Origin of the sequence: Ensifer sp. LC384 (assembly GCF_001695865.1) — a bacterium.
GTDB lineage: Bacteria > Pseudomonadota > Alphaproteobacteria > Rhizobiales > Rhizobiaceae > Ensifer.
On the sequence record NZ_MBST01000019.1, the window covers coordinates 15,615 to 33,943 of the forward strand.

General features: G+C 63.4%; 18 protein-coding genes. 4 read left to right on the plus strand and 14 right to left on the minus strand.

Annotation, left to right across the window (positions count from 1 at the left end; all coding sequences use genetic code 11):
- Positions 1–224: 224 nt before the first annotated feature.
- From BC363_RS15915 to BC363_RS15940, 6 genes are all read right to left on the minus strand, one after another.
- Positions 225–1,217, minus strand: a complete 993-nt coding sequence (locus BC363_RS15915; protein WP_065783124.1) for an ABC transporter substrate-binding protein — start codon at positions 1,215–1,217, stop codon at positions 225–227.
- A gap of 97 nt (positions 1,218–1,314) precedes the next feature.
- Positions 1,315–2,184, minus strand: coding sequence for an ABC transporter permease (locus BC363_RS15920; protein ID WP_065783123.1), 870 nt, complete (start codon positions 2,182–2,184; stop codon positions 1,315–1,317).
- Positions 2,181–3,065 carry an ABC transporter permease gene (locus BC363_RS15925; protein WP_065783122.1) on the minus strand — a complete coding sequence of 295 codons (885 nt, stop codon included), beginning with the start codon at positions 3,063–3,065 and terminating at the stop codon, positions 2,181–2,183. Before BC363_RS15925 ends, BC363_RS15920 begins: the two co-directional genes overlap by 4 nt.
- A gap of 2 nt (positions 3,066–3,067) precedes the next feature.
- Positions 3,068–3,403: a hypothetical protein gene (locus BC363_RS15930; RefSeq protein ID WP_065783121.1), complete on the minus strand. Its 336-nt coding sequence runs from the start codon at positions 3,401–3,403 to the stop codon at positions 3,068–3,070.
- Positions 3,400–3,876, minus strand: coding sequence for a GNAT family N-acetyltransferase (locus BC363_RS15935; RefSeq protein ID WP_065783120.1), 477 nt, complete (start codon positions 3,874–3,876; stop codon positions 3,400–3,402). Before BC363_RS15935 ends, BC363_RS15930 begins: the two co-directional genes overlap by 4 nt.
- Positions 3,866–4,657, minus strand: a complete 792-nt coding sequence (locus BC363_RS15940) for an ABC transporter ATP-binding protein (protein WP_065783150.1) — start codon at positions 4,655–4,657, stop codon at positions 3,866–3,868. The genes BC363_RS15935 and BC363_RS15940 overlap by 11 nt, the downstream gene beginning before the upstream one ends.
- 121 nt (positions 4,658–4,778) lie before the next feature.
- On the opposite strand from BC363_RS15940, the gene BC363_RS15945 reads away from it, so the two are divergent.
- Positions 4,779–5,192, plus strand: coding sequence for a cupin domain-containing protein (locus tag BC363_RS15945; protein ID WP_065783119.1), 414 nt, complete (start codon positions 4,779–4,781; stop codon positions 5,190–5,192).
- Between the two features lie 98 nt (positions 5,193–5,290).
- Here the strand turns inward: BC363_RS15945 and hydA are convergent, their stop codons facing one another.
- Together hydA and BC363_RS15955 are read right to left on the minus strand one after the other, a co-directional pair.
- A complete protein-coding gene (hydA, locus tag BC363_RS15950) occupies positions 5,291–6,745 on the minus strand; it encodes a dihydropyrimidinase (protein ID WP_065783118.1) in 1,455 nt (484 codons plus the stop codon).
- A gap of 82 nt (positions 6,746–6,827) precedes the next feature.
- On the minus strand, positions 6,828–8,078 hold the full coding sequence (locus BC363_RS15955) for a Zn-dependent hydrolase (protein WP_141690337.1): 1,251 nt from the start codon (positions 8,076–8,078) through the stop codon (positions 6,828–6,830).
- A gap of 284 nt (positions 8,079–8,362) precedes the next feature.
- On the opposite strand from BC363_RS15955, the gene rutR reads away from it, so the two are divergent.
- Positions 8,363–9,016 (plus strand): HTH-type transcriptional regulator RutR, encoded by a 654-nt coding sequence (rutR, locus tag BC363_RS15960; RefSeq protein WP_065783149.1) that lies wholly within the window; start codon positions 8,363–8,365, stop codon positions 9,014–9,016.
- A 12-nt stretch (positions 9,017–9,028) separates the two neighbouring features.
- On the opposite strand, the gene BC363_RS15965 is transcribed toward rutR, so the two are convergent.
- The 4 genes from BC363_RS15965 to BC363_RS15980 all read right to left on the minus strand — a co-directional run bounded on the left by BC363_RS15965 (position 9,029) and on the right by BC363_RS15980 (position 13,158).
- On the minus strand, positions 9,029–9,958 hold the full coding sequence (locus BC363_RS15965; RefSeq protein ID WP_065783116.1) for a DMT family transporter: 930 nt from the start codon (positions 9,956–9,958) through the stop codon (positions 9,029–9,031).
- Positions 9,959–10,007: 49 nt separating this feature from the next.
- A complete protein-coding gene (locus BC363_RS15970; RefSeq protein WP_065783148.1) occupies positions 10,008–11,684 on the minus strand; it encodes an adenylate/guanylate cyclase domain-containing protein in 1,677 nt (558 codons plus the stop codon).
- 139 nt (positions 11,685–11,823) lie between these two features.
- The gene (locus BC363_RS15975) at positions 11,824–12,195 is read right to left on the minus strand and encodes a VOC family protein (RefSeq protein WP_065783115.1); all 372 of its coding nucleotides are present in this window, start codon (positions 12,193–12,195) and stop codon (positions 11,824–11,826) included.
- A 63-nt stretch (positions 12,196–12,258) separates the two neighbouring features.
- Positions 12,259–13,158 (minus strand): LysR family transcriptional regulator, encoded by a 900-nt coding sequence (locus BC363_RS15980; protein WP_065783114.1) that lies wholly within the window; start codon positions 13,156–13,158, stop codon positions 12,259–12,261.
- Between the two features lie 106 nt (positions 13,159–13,264).
- On the opposite strand from BC363_RS15980, the gene BC363_RS15985 reads away from it, so the two are divergent.
- Positions 13,265–14,287, plus strand: coding sequence for an NAD(P)-dependent alcohol dehydrogenase (locus BC363_RS15985; protein ID WP_065783113.1), 1,023 nt, complete (start codon positions 13,265–13,267; stop codon positions 14,285–14,287).
- A 57-nt stretch (positions 14,288–14,344) separates the two neighbouring features.
- Here BC363_RS15985 and preA read toward each other — a convergent pair whose 3' ends face one another.
- Positions 14,345–15,658, minus strand: a complete 1,314-nt coding sequence (gene preA / locus BC363_RS15990; protein ID WP_065783112.1) for an NAD-dependent dihydropyrimidine dehydrogenase subunit PreA — start codon at positions 15,656–15,658, stop codon at positions 14,345–14,347.
- A gap of 20 nt (positions 15,659–15,678) precedes the next feature.
- A complete protein-coding gene (locus BC363_RS15995) occupies positions 15,679–17,040 on the minus strand; it encodes an NAD(P)-dependent oxidoreductase (protein ID WP_065783111.1) in 1,362 nt (453 codons plus the stop codon).
- Between the two features lie 316 nt (positions 17,041–17,356).
- Between BC363_RS15995 and BC363_RS16000 the strand changes: the two genes are divergently transcribed.
- On the plus strand, positions 17,357–18,310 hold the full coding sequence (locus BC363_RS16000; protein WP_065783110.1) for a sugar-binding transcriptional regulator: 954 nt from the start codon (positions 17,357–17,359) through the stop codon (positions 18,308–18,310).
- Positions 18,311–18,329: the final 19 nt, after the last annotated feature.

Below are 18,329 nucleotides of genomic sequence, written 5' to 3' on the forward strand. Positions count from 1 at the left end.
ACCCCCACACCCGGAAATTCGCGGCAACCCTACTGCATAATTCCTTAAATCGGAATCGATTTAAGGAGAAAATTATGCAGCAGATTTAAGGTGTTACAGCGTCCTTTGCGCGTCATATTTGACGCGCGGCGTTGTAGTGGGCCATGAATGGCCTGCACAGAAACGGAAGAGGGCCGCGCGATTGCCGTCGCGCGACCCTTTCCTGTCGTTCAGCCCGGTTCTTCTTACTTCAGCGCTGCGTCGGTGATCTCGTGCGTCCAGGCGCCTTCCGGCTCCTTGGAGATGACCGGATCGGAACCGCCCGAAAGCAGCGACTGCACGGTGCGCTTGTAGTCGGCTTCATCCAGAGCGCCGTTCGAACCGGCGGTCAGCTTGGCCACTTCGCCCATCATGCGTTTCTGGTGTTTTTCCGTCTGGGCGCCGGTCGAGTCATTTTCGAGAACGATGCCGGCGGCTTCATCCGGGTTTTCCTCGGCGTATTTCCAGCCCTTCATCGAGGCGCGCACGAACTTGACCATCTTCTCCTTGAAGGCCGCGTCCTTGAGCTTGTCTTCGAGCACGTAGAGGCCGTCTTCGAGCGTCGCCACACCCTGGTCTTCATACTGGAAGGTCACGAGATCGTCCGGCTTGATGCCGGCGTCGATGACCTGCCAGTACTCGTTGTAGGTCATGGTCGAGATGCAGGCCGCCTGCTTCTGGATCAGCGGGTCGACGTTAAAGCCCTGCTTCAGAACCGTCACGCCTTCCGGCCCGCCATCGGTCGGGATCTTCAGGTGCGACATCCAGGACAGGAACGGATATTCGTTGCCGAAGAACCAGACGCCAAGGGTGTGTCCCTTGAACTTGTCGGGGCTGGTGACGCCGCTCTCCTTGAGGCAGGTCAACATCATGCCCGATTTCTTGAACGGCTGGGCGATGTTGACGAGCGGCACGCCCTTTTCGCGGGTGGCAAGGGCCGAAGGCATCCAGTCGACGACGACGTCGGCGCCGCCACCGGCAATCACCTGCGCCGGCGCGATATCAGGGCCGCCGGGCTTGATGTCGACGTCGAGCCCTTCTTCCTCGTAAAAGCCCTTGTCCTTGGCGACGTAGTAACCGGCGAACTGGGCCTGCGTGACCCATTTCAGCTGCAGCGTCACCTTGTCGGCGGCTTCGGCCTGGAACGCTGTAAGCGAAAAGACGCCTGCGGCGAGAAGCGATGCAAGTCTCTTGTTCATGTCAGTTCCCTCTTGTTTTTGCTTCATTTTCTTTGAGTTGCGCAATTCCGGACGGAAAGCCGTTTCACGCTCTTCCTGGAATTGCTCTGTGTCGTTCTCAGGCGCGCCCTCCGCGAATGGAAGGATGCCAGAAGGTGACGGCGCGCTCGATGAGTGCCACCACCCCGTAAAAAGCCGAACCTGCCACCGCCGCGACGGCGATTTCGGCCCAGACCATGTCGACGTTCATGCGGCCCACTTCCGTGGAGATCCGGAACCCCATGCCGACAATGGGTGTCCCGAAGAATTCGGCGACGATGGCGCCGATCAGCGCCAGGGTGGAATTGATCTTGAGCGCGTTGAAGATGAACGGCCAGGCGGCCGGCAGGCGCAGCTTGACGAGCGTCTGCCACCAGGAGGCGGCATAGGTGCGCATCAGGTCGCGCTCCATGTGGCTGGCCGCCGCCAGGCCGGCGATGGTGTTCACCAGCATCGGGAAGAACGTCATGATGACGACGACGGCGACCTTGGACTGCCAGTCGAAGCCGAACCACATGACCATGATCGGCGCAACGCCGATGACCGGCAGCGCCGAGACGAAGTTGCCGAGCGGCAGCAGTCCCTTCTGCAGGAAGGGCGAACGATCGATGAGGATGGCAACGACGAAGCCGAGGCCGCAACCGAGCGCATAGCCCGTCAGCACCGCCTTCAGGAAGGTCTGGCGGAAGTCTGCCGCCAGCGTCGGCAGCGAGTTGATCAGGCGCTGCCAGATCATCGACGGCGCCGGCAGCAGGACCGAAGGCACGGAAAAGCCCCGCACGATGCCCTCCCAAAGCACCAGCAGGGTGACGCCGAAGAGGAGCGGCACGGCGAAACGCGTGGCCCGGTTGGCGACATCGCTTTCAAAACGCTGGCGCACCAGCCATTCGTTGACGGCCCAGGCGGCAAGCCAGAAGACGATGGCGCCAATCAGGATCGGAAGGTTCATGGCTTGGCCCCCATGCGCTTCAGGACGGCGGTGTGTGCAAAGCCGACGATCATCACCAGGACGGCGGCAAGCGCTGCCGCCATGAATAGAGCCGACCAGATCTGCACGGTCTGGCCGTAATAGGAGCCGGCCAGCAGGCGGGCGCCGAGGCCGGCCACGGCGCCGGTCGGCAGTTCGCCGACGATGGCGCCGACAAGCGAAATGGCGACGGCAACCTTCAGCGAGGTGAAGAGATAGGGCATCGACGACGGCCAGCGCAGTTTCCAGAAGGTCTGTGCCTGCGAGGCGTTGTAGGTGTGCATAAGGTCAAGCTGGATCGCCTCGGGACTGCGCAGGCCCTTCACCATGCCGACGACGACGGGGAAGAAGGAGAGGTAGGTCGAGATCAGCGCCTTCGGCAAGAGCCCGGAGATGCCGATCGCGTTCAGGACGACGATGATCATCGGCGCGACGGCGAGGATCGGGATCGTCTGGCTGGCGATCACCCAGGGCATCAGCGATCGGTCCATGGCGCGGTTGTGGACGATGCCGACGGCCAGGAGGATGCCGAGCACAGCGCCGATGCCGAAACCGAGCAGGGTGGCCGAGAGCGTGATCCAGGCGTGATAGACCAGGCTGCGTTTCGAGGTGATCGGCTTGTTGAACGTCGTGTCCCAGATCTCGGCAATAACCTGATGCGGTGCCGGCAGCACCGGCCGTTCCTGCGCCATGGTGTTGTGAACGATCTGCGAGAAACTGATCTCGGTGCCGGCGCGGGCGGCGGTGTCGCGCTCGAAGGGCGCGTTCAGGAAGACGACAGCGATGTACCAGACCACGATCAGCAGCGCGACAACGGTGCCGACGGGCAAGAGTTTGTCCCTGAGAAAGCTTTCCTCGCGCATGGTCATGCCTTTCCGCTTGCCGGCAGCAACATCAGGCCCATGGCGGCGATGCCGAGCATGACGCCGGCCGCCTGGGTGAGGCTGAGCCTTTCGCCGAACACAGCAAAGGCGATGATGTTGACGAGAACCAGTTGGACTATGGCCGACAGCGAGATCGCAAGGCCAAGCCCGCCATCACGCATCAGTTTTACCATGATGATGTTGCCGATCATGTAGAGCCCGAGTGCCACGACCAGCACGCCGATATGGCTGTTGGAGACATAGGCGCGCGAAGCCGTCGCGCCGCCGAGAAAGATGGTCGTGGCAAGCAGTAGCCAGAGGACATAGGCAAGGTTCATGGCCGCCCCTCCGCTCCGCGCCAATGGTAGAGAATGTCAGGCAGGCTTTCCTCGTTGTCGCCATCGGTGCGGCGAACGGCCGAAAAACCCTGTCGTTCATAGAAGCGCTGGGCTTTGCCGTTTGCCTCAAAGGTCCAAAGGTTCAATTCGCTTGCGGACAGCGATTTGGCGGTCTTGAGCAGATCGCTGCCGACGCCTATGCCGCGGCAGGCGTCGTCGACATAAAGCGCCGTCACATAATGATTGCTGGAGAGTGCCATGAAACCCGCGACCCGGTCGTCCCGCTCGGCGACGACCACCGTCCGTTCGACAAAAACCGTCTCGACATAAAACCGCTCGACGTCGGCATGGTCGTGTATCCGCGGCATCCACGGGGTCGCGTCGATCCAGCGGTTCAGAATGTCGGCGCAGGCGCTCATGTCGGCCCGTGCTGCAGCACGGCAGATGGTCGAAGACGCCCCGCTATTCCTCATAGCTGTGCCCCGCTCTCAGGCCTTCGCGCACGCGATGGGCAACCTCGAGAAATTCGGGCGTTTCGCGAATGCCGAGCGGACGTTCGCGCGGCAGAGGCGATTCGATGATGTCGGTGACGCGGCCGGGCCGCGGGCTCATCACCACGATCTTGGTCGAGAGATAAACCGCTTCGGGAATGGAATGGGTGACGAAACAGATGGTCTTGTTGGTGCGAGCCCAGAGCTTCAGGAGCTGCTCGTTCAGGTGGTCGCGGACGATCTCGTCGAGCGCGCCGAAGGGCTCGTCCATCAAGAGAAGATCGGCGTCGAAGGCAAGCGCACGGGCGATCGATGCGCGCTGCTGCATGCCGCCGGAGAGCTGCCATGGGTATTTTTTGCCGAAGCCGGCGAGGTTGACGAGGTCCAGCGTGCGGTCGATGCGCGCCTTCTGCTCCTGCCTCGAATAGCCCATGATCTCCAGCGGTAGGGCGATGTTCTTCTCGATCGTGCGCCAGGGATAGAGCGCCGCCGCCTGGAAGACATAACCATAGGCGCGCTGGCGCCGGGCTTCTTCGGGCGTCATGCCGTTGACGGTGATCGTGCCGGAGGTCGCCTTTTCCAGATCGGCGATGACGCGCAGGAACGTCGTCTTGCCGCAGCCGGAGGGGCCGATGAAGGAAACGAAATCGCCCTTGGCGACATCAAGATTGACGCCGGTCAGCGCGTTGACCGGGCCGTCGGCGGTCTCGAAAGTCAGGCAGAGGTTCCGGGCCGAAACCACGGATGCGGTATTGGACGTCATCGGCGAATACTCATTCTGGCTTGGCTGTGTCAGACTGCTATCCGGACCGGCAACATGCAATCGCGGATTTGTAAGCGGAGCCGTTTGCTGCTGGTTTTTCAGGGAATTCTGGAGAACAGTCATGTCTCGATCATCCAATCCTGGCTGTCGCGTGGTTCGGCCCGGCAATGGACATGCCGGAAAGCAGGGGCTCAGCTATTTCGAGGGCATCGCGGCGGAAACCGTCGGCGCGACCGGCATCTGCATGCATCTGCTGACGATCCCACCCGGCGCCCGTGCGAAGGCGCACCTGCACGAGGGTCATGAGACGGCGATCTATGTGCTGTCGGGGGAGGCGCACACCTGGTTCGGCGAGCGGCTCGAGGAGCATGTCGTCGTGCGCGCCGGCGAGATGTTCTACATTCCGGCCGGCGTGCCGCATCTGCCGGCGAACCTCTCCGACGCGCCCTGTTCGGCGGTGATCGCCCGCACCGACCCCAAGGGGCAGGAAAGCGTCGTCCTCTTGCCGGAGCTCGACGCTCTCGTGCCTCACTGACGCGACCTGCAACCGCGGCGAAGCGTCCCGCCGGTTCGGCGGGACATGTCCGGTGGGACAGAGCGGTGTGAAGACGTGCAGGCCGCGAAGCAACGAGATCACACTCCGGTTGCCGGAATGCCGGTGCGCTGGACGGCGCGGGGGGCGGTGACTTCCTTCCAGGTCGAGAGCGCGGTGCTGACGGCCGGGAACGGATCGCGGCGGACGAATTCGCCATGGCCCTCGCGCGTCTTGATCGTGCTTTCCTCGATGGCGACGACACCACGGGTCAGTGTGTAACGCGGCAGGCCCTTTACTTCCTTGCCCTCGAAGACGTTGTAGTCGATCGCCGATTGCTGGGTCTTGGCGGAGATCGTCTTCGACCGCTTCGGATCCCAGACGACGAGGTCGGCATCGGCCCCGACAAGAATGGCGCCCTTCTTCGGGTAGATGTTGAGGATCTTGGCGATGTTCGTCGAGGTGACGGCCACGAACTCGTTCATGGTGATGCGGCCGGTGTTGACGCCATGGGTCCACAGCATCGGCATGCGGTCTTCGAGCCCGCCGGTGCCGTTGGGGATCTTGGTGAAGTCACCGACGCCAGAACGCTTCTGCGCAGACGTAAAGGCGCAATGGTCGGTCGCGACCACCTGCAGCGAACCGGACGCAAGGCCGGCCCAGAGTGAGTCCTGGTGCTGCTTGTTGCGGAACGGCGGCGACATCACGCGGCGGGCGGCGTGGTCCCAGTCCTTGTTGAAATACTCGGTTTCGTCGAGCGTCAGGTGCTGGATCAGCGGTTCGCCGAAGACACGCATGCCCTTGGCGCGGGCGCGGCGGATTGCTTCATGCGCCTGCTCGCACGAAGTATGGACGATATAGACCGGGCTGCCGGCCATGTCGGCGATCATGATCGCGCGGTTGGTGGCCTCGCCCTCGACTTCGGCCGGCCGCGAATAGGCGTGCGCCTCCGGCCCGTTGTTGCCTTCCGCCAGCAGCTTCGCCTGCAACTGGGCGACCACGTCGCCGTTCTCCGCATGGACGAGCGGCAATGCGCCGAGCGCGGCGCAGCGCTGGAACGACGAGAACATCTCGTCGTCGTCGACCATCAGCGCGCCCTTATAGGCCATGAAGTGCTTGAAGGTGTTGATGCCCTTGTCTTTGACGATGGTCTCCATCTCGTTGAAGACCTGCTCGCTCCACCAGGTGATCGCCATGTGGAAGGAATAGTCGCAATTGGCGCGAGTGGACTTGTTGTCCCACATATTAAGCGCTTCGAGCAACGACTGGTTGGGCGACGGCAGGGCGAAATCCACCACCATGGTCGTGCCGCCGGCGAGCGCCGCCCGCGTGCCGCTTTCGAAATCGTCTGAGGAGTAGGTGCCCATGAAGGGCATTTCGAGATGGGTGTGCGGGTCGATGCCGCCCGGCATGACGAAACAGCCGCTGGCGTCGAGCGTTTCGTCGCCGGTCAGGTTCGGGCCGATCTCGACGATCGTGCCGCCTTCGATCTTCACGTCCGCCTTGTAGGTCAGGTCGGCCGTGACGATGGTTCCACCCTTGATGACAGTGCTCATTGATTTTCATCCTCGCGATTGTGCTTCCGGTGGCCCGCTGGCCGCCACGAAAAAGGGCGGAACTTTCGTCCCGCCCGCAAACTCATTCGACGATTTCGGCCGTTTCGACGACGGCGTGGAAGAGGACGTCAGCGCCGGCGCCGGCCCACTCCCTGGAGATATCCTCCGCCTCGTTGTGGCTGAGGCCTCCGACGCAGGGGCACATGACCATGGTCGTGGGGGCGACCTTGGCCGCCCAGCAGGCATCGTGTCCGGCACCGGAGATGAGGTTCATGTGGCTGTAGCCGAGCCTTTCGGCGGCGTTGCGCACGGCGGTGACGAGTTTCGGATCGAACGTCACCGGCTCGAAATGGCCGATGGCCTCGACGGAACAGCCAACGCCGAGCGCGTCGGCGATCTTCGGCGCTTCCGCCTCGATCCTGGCGCGCATGCGGTCGAGCTTGGCCTTGTCGGGCGAGCGGATATCGACGGTGAAGACGACCTTGCCCGGCAGCACGTTGCGCGAGTTGGGCGAGAAGACCACCTGGCCGACGCCGCCGACGGCGCCCGGCTGGTTTTCCATGGCCACGCCCTGAACCATTTCGATGATGCGGGACATGGCAAGGCCGGCGTTGACGCGCATGTTCATCGGGGTCGAGCCGGTATGCGCCTCGCGCCCGGTCAGCGTGAACTCCAGCCACCACAGGCCCTGACAGTGGGTGACGACGCCGATGTCCTTGTTTTCAGCCTCGAGGATCGGGCCCTGCTCGATGTGGTATTCGAAATAGGCGTGCATCTTGCGGGCGCCGACTTCTTCGTCGCCGACCCAGCCGATGCGCTTCAGTTCGTCGCCGAAGGCCTTTCCTTCCGGGTCCTTGCGGCCATAGGCAAATTCCTGGCTGTGGACGCCGGCAAAGACGCCGGAGGCGAGCATCGCCGGCGCGAACCGCGCCCCTTCCTCGTTGGTCCAGTTGGTGACGACAATCGGGTGCTTGGTCTTGATGCCGAGATCGTTCATCGAACGCACGACCTCAAGGCCCGAAAGCACGCCGAGCACGCCGTCGAACTTGCCGCCGGTCGGCTGCGTGTCGAGATGGGAGCCGACATAAACCGGAAGGGCGTCGGGGTCGGTGCCGGGCCGGGTGAAGAACATGTTGCCCATGGTGTCGACACCCATGGTCAGGCCCGCCTGCTCGCACCAGGACTGGAAGAGCTTGCGGCCTTCGCCATCCTCGTCGGTGAGCGTCTGGCGGTTGTTGCCGCCGGCGATGCCCGGGCCGATCTTGGCCATGTCCATTAACGTATCCCACAGGCGGTCGGCATTGACGCGCATGTTCTCGCCAGGTGCTGCCACGGCGGTCTCCTCATTCTTTTTGGCGGCACCTTGGGTGGTGCATGCCCTTCATGTTCCCTTGGTCAAATCCAGGCTTGGTTTTTTCTGGTGCCCTTCGATCAGTCGTTGCCTTTGCTGGCGAACTGGCTGATAATTTGACCGGTTGGTAAACATTACAACTTCCGTTGCGGCACTCAAGCCGGAAAAACAAAAAAACGAAGTTGTTGCCCAAAAAGATGGCGGCGCCGAAATTTGGGCAGATACCGCCTGTGCGGATGAACGCGCAGGCACCGGCAGGGGGCGAAATGGTACTTCCGAGAGCGGCCAAGACCCAGAGGCGTACACGCATCCAGGAGGAGAAGGAAGAGCGGATTCTGGAGGCGGCGCTGGAGGTGTTTTCGGCGCACGGCTTTCGCGGCGCGACCGTCGATCAGATCGCCGATGTGGCCGGCATGTCGAAGCCCAACCTGCTCTATTATTTCCGCACCAAGGAAGCGATGCACCGGGCGCTGATCGATCGCGTGCTGGATACGTGGCTCGACCCGTTGCGCGCGTTCGACGCCGAGGGAAACCCGGTTGCCGAAATCCGCAGCTACATCAGGCGCAAGCTGGAGATGGCGCGGGATTTCCCGCGCGAAAGCCGGCTCTTCGCCAATGAGGTGCTGCAGGGCGCGCCGCATATCGAAGACGAACTGAAGGGGCCGCTCAAGGAACTCGTCGACGAGAAGGCGGAGGTCATCCGCGCCTGGACGAAAGCCGGCAAGATCGCCAAATGCGACCCCTACCACCTGATCTTCGCGATCTGGTCGACGACGCAGCATTATGCCGACTTCGACGTGCAGGTGAGGGCCGTGCTCGGGCAGGGCAGTTCCGGCGAGGGGCGGTTCGAGGACGCGGCGCGTTTTCTCGAACGCCTGTTCGTCGACGGGCTGCAGGTGAGCGAACAGCCGATCTCCTGAATGCTGTCGCGATCAGTCGGGCAGCAACGCCATCAGCGCCAGCCCGCAGGCCGTCGTCAGCGCGCCGGCGAGAACCGGCAGGCTGACCCAGCCGTGGCCGAGAATGCCTTCAAGCAGAATGATGAAGCTGGGCGTCAGATAGCCGTAGCCGAGCACCTTGGACGACGGCAGGCGTAGCGACGCGTACTGCAGCAAGAGGAAGGTGATCGCTGTCGTCACGACGGCGAGATAGGCGACGGCGATCCAGACGATTGCCGGCAGGCTCGTGAAGTCGGTGGTGGCAAGGCCGGCGGCGCCGGGAACCAGGAGCCAGGGCACGGTGAAGGCCGCGACCCAGAAGCCGAAGGCGAAGGGGTTCTCCTTGCGGTCGAACTTGCGGATGAGCGGCACGTAGATCGCGTGGCAGATGACGCCGACGAAGAAGATCAGCTCGCCCTGGCCGATATCGAAGGCGAGGATCGCCTGGATATTGGCGCGAAAAATCACCCAGACGGCGCCAAGCGCTGCGATGACGAGGCCCGCGAGCACGCCTGGGCGGGTGTGCTGGCCGAGCAGCAGGAAGGCAAAGCCTGCGCTCAATAGCGGCATCAGCGTGAAGACCGCGCCCGTCGATACGGGGTCGGTAAACTCCAGAGCCTTGAACATCGTCAGCATGTAGACGGCGATCAACCCGCCGAGGATGAGGAAGCGCCACAACTGCTTGGGAACATGAAACGGCACCCTGGCATAGCCGAAGGTCAGCGCACCCAGCACGACGACGGTCAGCAGGTAGCGCCAGAGCGTCAGCGGGCCGGCTCCCATATGTTGCGCCGCCAATCCGCCGAAGGAGAAGGAACCGGCGATCAGCGCCGAAAAGGTCAGCATCGCCAGATGCGCCTTGAGCTTTTCGACGCCGGTGGCGTGGCTCTGGTGCGCCGTTTTCGGCGAGACGTCCTGTTTCATGCTTGCTTCCGGAACTGGAGGTGGCGGGGGCGCATGTGCGCCCGCGCACCTAAGCCGGAGCCGCTGACGGTTGCAAGGCCTTGGCGATATCGCCGGCGTCCTCGACGATCCAGGTTTCGAGCGTCGCCTGGCGCCCGCGAAGGCTGATGTCGAGCCGTTTGTGTGCCTCCATCACCACGCCGGCGCGGTTGACGAGCTCGGCCGAGACGGCAAGCTGGGCGTCATGCTCCTTGGCAAGGCCTTCCAGCCGGCTTGCCGTATTGATCGTGTCGCCGACGGCAGTCAGCGACGTTGCCTGGCCGTAGCCGATCTCGCCGATGATGGCGGGGCCGGCATGCATGCCGATCGCGATCCGCAGCGGCTCGTCGAGCTCGCCGTGGAAGGTCTGGTTGAGGGCGTCGATGCCCTTGGAGATGCGCGCGGCGGCGGCAAGCGATTGCTGGCAGGCTTCGGTAAAGGAGTTCTTCAGGCCAAAGATGGCGAGCGCACCGTCGCCGATGAACTTGTCGATGACGCCGCCCGAGTCTTCCACCGCTTCGCCGACCATCTCGAAATAGCGGTTCAGGAGGAAGACGGTATCGAAGGGCAGCTTGTGCTCGGCGATGCTGGTAAAGCCGCGCAGGTCGCAGAAGAGCACGGCGATGCGCCGCTCGCGGCCTTCGCCATCCTGGCGTACCAGCTGCTTCTTGATGCCGATGCTGTCGGTATCGAGGATAGGAACGACGGTGACGTTGTGGATCGGGCGGAACTGGCAGGCAAGGCGGACATTGTCGGGAGCGCCGATCCGCGTCAGCGTCGTCAGCTCGGCATCTTCGGGCTCCGGCTGGCCTTCGAGGCCCTGGATCACGCGCACGCGGCAAGTGGAGCAGCGGCCGCGGCCGCCGCAGACCGAGACATGCGGGATGCCGGCGGCGCGGCTTGCCTCCAGCACGCTGAAGCCGAGATTGACGGTCGCAACGCGGCCATCGGGATAACGCACGCGGATGCGGCCCCCCTTGGGCAGGACACGCAAGGCGAAGGTGCCGGCGATCAGGCCGGCAAAGCCGAGATAAAGACCGAGCCGGATGTTTTCGAGCAGGTCGACGTCGTAGGGTGGCTTGACCTGAGCGGTGTCGCCGTAGCCGCCATGCTCCGCATAGACGCGCTCGAGCGAGCGGGCGCCGCTGAAGAAGCCGAGAAGCGCGAAGATCGGCACGAGGATCGCGATCGTATAGAGCAGGATCTCGTAGCGCGGAAACCAGGTCCGTCCGCGCATCCAGAACCAGGCACCGAGACAGCCATGGCTCCAGGCAAGCAGCAAGGCGAGTGACTGGCGGCTGGCGTTGGTCCAGCTGGACCAGAGCGCCCGCAGCATGCTGGGATAATCGGCCTCTACACCGGTGAGCAGCGGTTCGATCCGCGCGGCGGTCACGTGGCCCATCAGCAAGAACGGCAGGCTGAGGCCGAAGACGATTTTGAGCGCCTCTCGCATCGGCATGCGCAGTGTCTGGCGGCGATAGAGGCTATCGAGCGCCATGGCGAAATGCGCCAGCAGCGCGCCATAGAGCAGGACCGTGCCGGGCACGCTGTGCCAGACGGCGTTGAAGACCGTGCGGCCGGCCTCCATGGCCTCGATGGAGATCAGCCCGAGCGAATGGTTGAGAAAATGGGCAAGGATGAACGTACCAAGCACTGCCCCGGAAACGAGGTGTATGCGCTTGCGTCTATGGGCGGAAATGATCGTCAAATAGCGAGCCCAGCTCTGCCGGCGAAACACCGGCTTCGGTTATTTCCCCCTTTATTATCCAGATCACATACGCCGACAACTTACCTTTTCTACACAATCTGTTTCGTTTTCGTGTCTTGCGCGTTAGAGGCGGCCGGCGCTATTCGGAGGGGTTCGGCTGCCAGAGCTCGATCGGGTTGCCCTCGGGGTCGTGAAGCCTGGCGAAGCGGCCATTCGGATAGGTTTGCGGATCGATCGTCACCGCGATGCCCGCGGCGCGAAGTTGCTCCGCCATGGCGTCGAGATCGTCGACACGAAAGTTCAACATCCACATCTGCTCGCTGCGGCCGAAATAGTCGCTGTCGCGCTTGAACGGGGCGAAGACCGTGCTGCCGGCGCGCTGCTGCCAGCAGGTGTCGTCGTAGCTCGACGGCACGCGGTCGATGCCGAGATGGGTTTGGTACCAGGCTGCCAGCCCGTCCGGATCGTCGCTGCGGAAGAAGAGCCCGCCGATGCCTGCTACTTTCTGCATGTCGATTGCCTCCCTGACTTAAGCGTTGGTCGGCCACGCTCACAACGGAGGCAGCCGTTAGGGTCATTCCATCATGGGCGGCAGGTGTGCGGCAAGCGTATCGATGAGCAGGCGCAGCTTTGGCGGCATGTACTGGGTTTTCGGCCAGACGACATAGGTGCCATAGGAGAGGGCGGGCGCATCGGCCAGTATGCGCACGAGCGAGCCGGAGGCGATGCGGTTGCCCACAAGCCAGCAGGGCATCCAGGCGATGCCGAAACCGTCGGTCGCCGCATCGGCGATCGACGTCAGGTCGTCGAGCCGCAGTCGCGACGGCGGCGTGATGGCCTGCGTCTGGCCGGCCTTTGCCGGAAAGGACCAGGCGAGCGGCTGCCCGCTGCGCCGATAGAGGATCGCCTGATGTCTCATCAGATCTTCGATCGTCTCCGGCGCCCCGTTCGCCTCGATATAGGCGGGAGAGGCGCACACGGTCATGCGCTGGTCGGCGATCTTGCGCATCATAAGTTCGGGCTCACCCCGAAGCGGGCCGGTGCGGATGGCGAGATCGAAGCCGTCCTCGACGAGGTCGACATTGCGATCGCTGAAGTTGAGGTCGAACTCCAGCCGCGGATGCTGGGAGAGTAGCTCCGACAGCAGCGGCATGACGCATTGACGGCCGAAATGCACGGGCATCGACAGGCGCAGACGTCCCTGGATTTCCTGCTTGCCGGACTCCAGCAGGGCCTCGCCGGCCCTGATTTCGCTGAGCGCCCTCAGGCAGTTTTCGTAGAACAACTGACCCTCGTCGGTGAGACTCTGGGTGCGGGTGGTGCGATGAAACAGGCGAACGCCCAGCCTTTGTTCCAGCTTGGCAACCGTCTTGCCGACGGCGGAGCGCGACAGGTTGAGCCTCTCGGCAGCTGCGGAAAAACCGCCCGCGTCGGCCGCCTCCACGAATACCGAAACGCCGTTCAGGTAGCTCATATTTGTATCCTTCAGGGAACCAATATGACGAAATCATATCGCAACTGGAGAGATAATTTCAACGCTATGCTTTCTTCATCAGATCAATCCGATGAAAGGAAAGACCGTGGCAAGACTGATGAAGGAATGGACGATCGATACATTCGGCGCACAGAACCTGAAGCTTAATGAGCGGCCCGTTCCGCAGGCGGGGCCGGGCGAGGTGCTGGTTCGCACCACCGCCGTGTCGCTCAACTTTCGCGACAAGCTGGTGCTGGAAGACGGCATGGGCATGCCGCTCGTCTTCCCCTTCGTGCCGGGTTCCGACATGGCGGGCGTGGTCGAGGCGGTCGGCAGCGACGTGACGCGTTTCCAGCCTGGCGATCGCGTCATTTCCGTCTTCGACCCCTCCTGGATCGACGGTCAAAAACCGGGGACTGCCCGCCGGCCAACGTCGTTTGCACTCGGCGGCCTCAACCCGGGTGTCGCTTCCGAATATGTCGCATTCCCTGAGGACTGGTTCGTGCAGGCGCCAAAGAGCCTCGACGACGGGGAGGCGAGCACGTTGCCCTGCGCCGGTGTGACGGCCTGGTTTGCGCTGGTCGAGAAGGGACGCCCGAAGGCGGGTGACCGCGTCGTCGTGCAGGGGACGGGCGGTGTCTCGCTGTTCGGGCTGCAGATCGCCAAGGCGCATGGGGCCGAAGTCATCGTGACGTCGGCAAGCCGCGACAAGCTCAAGCGCGCCCTCGAACTCGGCGCCGACCATGGCATCGACCGCGTCAACGAAGACTGGGTAGAGCGTGTTCTTGAGATCACCGGCGATCACGGCGCCGATCATATCCTGGAGCTTGCCGGTGGCGCCAATCTCAGCCGGTCGTTGCAGGCGGTGGCGGTGCAGGGCCGGATCTCGGTCATCGGCGTGCTCGAAGGCGCCGAAATCTCGGCGCCGGTGCCGCCGGTGCTGTTGAAGTCGCCTGTCATTCAGGGCATCGGCGTCGGCCATCGCCGGGCGCTTGAGGATCTGGTGGCGGCTGTCGATCAAACCGGTCTGAAGCCGGTGGTCGATGCGCGCTACCGGTTCGAGGATTTCCGCGCGGCGCTGGCGCATCTTAATCGCGGCGCCTTCGGCAAGGTGGTGGTCGAGGTCTGATCGGGCATCATTTCGAGCCGCCGCCGCCGGACAACGATCCGGCGGCGTCGGTTTCGGTCATTCCGCGGCCTGGCGGGCCATCGGGTTGTTGGGATGGGTCGTCCAGTTGGCGTAGTTCGGATCGACCGGCTTGCCGGTGCGCTGGTCAATGGCACCTGCCGGCAGCTCTTCCATGGTGATGCAGTTCTCGACGGGACAGACGCTGACGCAGAGATTGCAGCCGACGCACTCGTCGTCCATCACCTCGAAGTGGCGCACGCCGTTGACGAACTGGGTGATCGCCTGGTGAGAGGTGTCCTCGCAGGCGATGTGACAGCGGCCGCACTTGATGCAGGAATCCTGATCGATCTTGGCCTTGGCGACGTAGTTGAGGTTGAGGTACTGCCAGTCGGTGACATTCGGCACGGCGCGGCCGGTGATGTCGTCGAGGTTGCGGTGACCCTTGGCATCCATCCAGTCCGACAGGCCGGAGATCATTTCCTGGACGATCTTGAAGCCGTAGGTCATCGCCGCGGTGCAGACCTGCACGTTGCCGGCGCCAAGCACCAGGAACTCGGCCGCATCGCGCCAGGTGGTGATGCCACCGATGCCGGAGATCGGCAGGCCGTAGGTCTCGGGATCGCGGGCGATTTCGGCGACCATGTTGAGCGCGATCGGCTTGACCGCCGGGCCGCAATAGCCGCCATGGGTGCCCTTGCCGCCGACCGTCGGGTTCGGGGCGAAGTTGTCGAGATCGACGGAGACGATCGAGTTGATCGTGTTGATCAGCGACACGGCGTCGGTGCCGCCGGCTTTGGCGGCGCGCGCCGGCTTACGGATGTCGGTGATGTTGGGCGTCAGCTTGGTGATGACGGGCATGCGCGTGTACTGCTTGCACCAGCGCACGACCATCTCGATATATTCCGGCACCTGTCCGACGGCGGCACCCATGCCGCGCTCGGACATGCCGTGCGGACAGCCGAAGTTGAGCTCGATGCCGTCGGCGCCGGTTTCTTCCACCAGCGGCAGGATCGACTTCCACGCCTCTTCCTCGCAGGGCACCATGATCGAGGCGATCAGGGCCCGGTCCGGCCAGTTTATCTTGACCTGCTTCATTTCCCGCAGGTTCACATAAAGATCGCGGTCGGTGATGAGCTCGATGTTGTTGAGACCGAGCAGCCGGCGGTCGGCGCCCCAGATCGCGCCGTAGCGCGGCCCGTTGACGTTGACGACAGGCGGCCCTTCCTCGCCGAGCGTCTTCCAGACGACGCCGCCCCAGCCCGCCTTGAAGGCACGCTCGACGTTATAGGCCTTGTCCGTGGGCGGCGCGGACGCCAGCCAGAACGGGTTCGGGGATTTGATGCCGACAAAATTGTTGCGAAGATCAGCCATTGTTCCGTCCTCCCGATCCGTTATGCAACGGCACTCGCGCGCGGCATGGCCGCGGCGAAAGCCCGGTTGATCGCTTCTGCGGCATCGCGACCCATGGCGACGGCGGAAACCGTCAGGTCCTCGCCGCCCAGCACGCAGTCGCCGCCGGCCCAGACATTGGCAGCTGAGGTCTTGCCTTCGGCATCGGTGACGATGCGGCCGGCTTCGAACGCAAGCGATCCGAGGCCGGACGCCTCGAAGGTCTGACCGATCGCCTTGAAGATCTGGTCGGCGGCAATGATACCCGTTTCCCCCGTCGTGGTCAGCTTTTCATCTACGAGCGTGGTGTATTCGAGCTCGATGCCGGCGACCTTGCCGTCCTTGAGCGCGATGCGCTTGGGCTGCAGCCAATGGCGGATGGTTACGCCCTTGGACGTCGCCAGATCCTGCTCGAATTCGGAAGCGTTCATGTGCTCCTTGCCGCGGCGGTAACAGATCGTCACTTCCTCGGCGCCGAGCAGCTTGGCCTGGACGGCGGCGTCGATGGCGGTCATGCCGCCGCCGAGAACGACGACCCGGCGACCGACGGGAATGTCGGCCTTGGTCTTCGACTGGCGAAGGGCGGCGATGAAGTCGACGGCGTCGTCGAGCCCTTCCGCGTTTTCGCCTTCGATGCGCAGCGCGTTGACGCCGGCAAGGCCGAGGCCGAGGAACACGGCGTCATATTGCTCGGTAAGATCGCCAAGCGAGAAGTCGCGGCCGAGCGCCTGGCCGTGGCGGACTTCGATGCCGCCGATCGACAGCACGTAGTCGACTTCGCTCTGCGCGAAATCATCGACGGATTTGTAGGCGGCGATGCCGTATTCGTTGAGGCCGCCGGATTTCTCGCGGGCGTCGTAGATCACGACTTCGTGGCCCTTGACCGCGAGACGGTGGGCGCAGGCAAGCCCGGCCGGGCCGGCGCCGACGACGGCGACCCTCCGGCCGGAGGTCGCAGCGCGGGTGTAGAACTGCTTGTTCTCCTTCATCGCGATGTCGGTCGCGTAGCGCTGCAGGCGGCCGATCTCGACCGGACGCTCCTCGGCCGTGTTGCGCACGCAGGCCTGTTCGCAGAGCGTTTCGGTGGGACAGACGCGGGCGCACATGCCGCCCAGAATGTTCTGGTCGAAGATGGTCTTGGCCGAGCCGATCGGGTTGCCCGTCGATATCTGCCGAATGAACAGCGGGATATCGATGGAGGTGGGGCAGGCCGTCATGCAGGGTGCATCATGACAGAAGTAACAGCGGTCGGATGCGACCAATGCCTCGTGCCTGTCGAGGGCTGGATGGAGGTCGGAGAAATTGGTTTCGTAGTCCGCGAGCGGCAGGCGGCCGCCGAGGATCCCAGATTGCGTCGTTCCCATTTTTGGCTCCCAATGTTTTCTCAGGATGATGGAACGGTAACACGCTTTATTTTTTTATCAAACGGTAAAAGTTTGACGTCGAAATAACCGGAAAGCCTTGCGATCCCGGACTTTGCGGCAGACCTGCCAAGCCATTGTTCTTGGGTGCTGTTTGACAGGGCGGGGCAAATAGTGGCAGCAAATTGGAGCGGGATGAGGAAAAGTGTGTGCGGTTTTCTGCCCGCATCCCGCTCTAGCTTTAGGGGAAGCGATTGCGATGTTTTTGGGCTGATTCGACCCAAAGACATCGCAATCGCGGGGGGAATGGAGAATAGGCATGGCGCGCAGGGCTGAGGCGAACAACAGGCTGGACGATGCTGCCCGCGCGGGTTGGCTCTACTATGTCGCCGGCCGCACCCAGGACGAGATCGCCACGGTCATGGGCATCTCGCGCCAATCGGCGCAACGGCTCGTTTCGCTTGCCATGGCCGAACGCCTGATCAAGGTCCGGCTCGACCACCCGATCGCCGCATGTCTGGAGGCTGCCGAAAGGCTTCGTGAAAAATACGACCTGAAGCATGTCGACGTGGTGCCGAGCGATCCCGGATCGAGTTCGACCACGGTCGGCATCGCCGAGGCGGGCGCGGCCGAGATCGAGCGCTGGCTCAAGTCACCGGAGCCGCAGGTGCTGGCGATCGGCACGGGCCGCACCCTGAAGGCAGCGATTGACCAGCTGCCGGCGATGGAATGTCCGCAGCACCGCATCGTCTCCTTGACCGGCAATATCAGGCTCGACGGCTCGGCCGCCTATTACAACGTCATCTTCAGCATGGCGGATGCGGTCAAGGCACGGCATTTTCCGATGCCGTTGCCGGTGCTTGCCTCGTCGCCGGAAGAACGCGCGGTGCTGCACAGCCAGAGCCTCGTCCAGGTGGCGCTGAAGCTCGGGGCGCAGGCCAATGTCGCCTTCGTCGGCGTCGGCGAACTCGGCCCCGAAGCGCCGCTTTGCCAGGATGGATTTCTGTCACAGGACGAAATGGGGGAACTGACGAGGTCCGGCGCCGCCGGGGAAATCTGCGGCTGGATGTTCGACCACGACGGCGCATTGCTGGCCGGCAGCTTCAACGACCGCGTCGCCTCGGTTCCGCTACCCTCCCGCGACAATGCGTCGGTGATCGGCATCGCCAAGGGACGGCGCAAATACGAGGCGCTGAGGGCCGCGCTCAAGGGGCGGATCATCAACGGCATTATCACCGACGAGGCGACCGCCGCCTATCTGCTCAACGCCTGATCGCAGCGATTAAGCTTGG

Coding starts and splice junctions, on each gene's coding strand:
- BC363_RS15915 (WP_065783124.1), bottom strand. CDS start 1,217: ATGAACAAGAGACTTGCATCGCTTCTCGCCGCAGGCGTCTTTTCGCTT.
- BC363_RS15920 (WP_065783123.1), bottom strand. CDS start 2,184: ATGAACCTTCCGATCCTGATTGGCGCCATCGTCTTCTGGCTTGCCGCC.
- BC363_RS15925 (WP_065783122.1), bottom strand. CDS start 3,065: ATGCGCGAGGAAAGCTTTCTCAGGGACAAACTCTTGCCCGTCGGCACC.
- BC363_RS15930 (WP_065783121.1), bottom strand. CDS start 3,403: ATGAACCTTGCCTATGTCCTCTGGCTACTGCTTGCCACGACCATCTTT.
- BC363_RS15935 (WP_065783120.1), bottom strand. CDS start 3,876: ATGAGGAATAGCGGGGCGTCTTCGACCATCTGCCGTGCTGCAGCACGG.
- BC363_RS15940 (WP_065783150.1), bottom strand. CDS start 4,657: ATGACGTCCAATACCGCATCCGTGGTTTCGGCCCGGAACCTCTGCCTG.
- BC363_RS15945 (WP_065783119.1), top strand. CDS start 4,779: ATGTCTCGATCATCCAATCCTGGCTGTCGCGTGGTTCGGCCCGGCAAT.
- hydA (WP_065783118.1), bottom strand. CDS start 6,745: ATGAGCACTGTCATCAAGGGTGGAACCATCGTCACGGCCGACCTGACC.
- rutR (WP_065783149.1), top strand. CDS start 8,363: ATGGTACTTCCGAGAGCGGCCAAGACCCAGAGGCGTACACGCATCCAG.
- BC363_RS15965 (WP_065783116.1), bottom strand. CDS start 9,958: ATGAAACAGGACGTCTCGCCGAAAACGGCGCACCAGAGCCACGCCACC.
- BC363_RS15975 (WP_065783115.1), bottom strand. CDS start 12,195: ATGCAGAAAGTAGCAGGCATCGGCGGGCTCTTCTTCCGCAGCGACGAT.
- BC363_RS15980 (WP_065783114.1), bottom strand. CDS start 13,158: ATGAGCTACCTGAACGGCGTTTCGGTATTCGTGGAGGCGGCCGACGCG.
- preA (WP_065783112.1), bottom strand. CDS start 15,658: ATGGCTGATCTTCGCAACAATTTTGTCGGCATCAAATCCCCGAACCCG.
- BC363_RS15995 (WP_065783111.1), bottom strand. CDS start 17,040: ATGGGAACGACGCAATCTGGGATCCTCGGCGGCCGCCTGCCGCTCGCG.
- BC363_RS16000 (WP_065783110.1), top strand. CDS start 17,357: ATGGCGCGCAGGGCTGAGGCGAACAACAGGCTGGACGATGCTGCCCGC.